The following is a 488-nucleotide window of genomic DNA, read 5'->3' as shown; positions in this document are numbered from 1 at the left end:
ACAGAAAAAAGATGGGGGCTCGGGGGAATTCATTCCCCCGACCTGCCGATGCTTTCCTTCAAGCTGCCAGCTGCACTGTCTTCTCTTCGAACAACGCTGTCGCTTTCTCCAGCAGCTGCGCCTTCACCTCGGCGACGAAGGGGTTGTCCTCGGTGATCGTGCGGAACAGGGCTTCGCTGTCCTGGGACACCATGGTGGTCGCGCGGATCAGGTGGTCGAAGCTGGCGGTGGTGTGGGGCAAAGCGGGCATGTCCAGGCCGGAGACCAGGCGGGCCACCAGGTGGGTCAGGCCCTGGACCCAGGCCATCTGGCGGTCGTGCTCCTCGGGGGTCATCTGCACCACGGCCAGGCCGAGGCCCCGCAGCATCCGGGCGGCCAGGCGGGCGCGGGGGCTGGGGGCGCCGGGGCAAAGGACCATGCGCAGGCCTTCGATGCCGTCGCGGCCGGATTGCGGGCCGAACAGCGGGTGGGGGCCGAGCAGCTCGACA

The 488-nt window shown here is 68.2% G+C and carries 1 protein-coding gene; it reads right to left on the bottom strand.

Features of this window, described 5'->3' with window-relative positions:
* Positions 1-58: 58 nt before the first annotated feature.
* Positions 59-488 (bottom strand): prephenate dehydrogenase dimerization domain-containing protein (locus BKE38_RS26360; protein ID WP_131829738.1); only part of this gene is annotated, 430 nt, incomplete at its 5' end.

The organism is Teichococcus deserti (genome assembly GCF_001982615.1).
GTDB classification, from domain to species: Bacteria; Pseudomonadota; Alphaproteobacteria; order Acetobacterales; family Acetobacteraceae; genus Pseudoroseomonas; species Pseudoroseomonas deserti.
The sequence above is the reverse complement of the archived record's forward strand: the minus strand, read 5'-3'. Positions and strand labels throughout refer to the sequence as shown.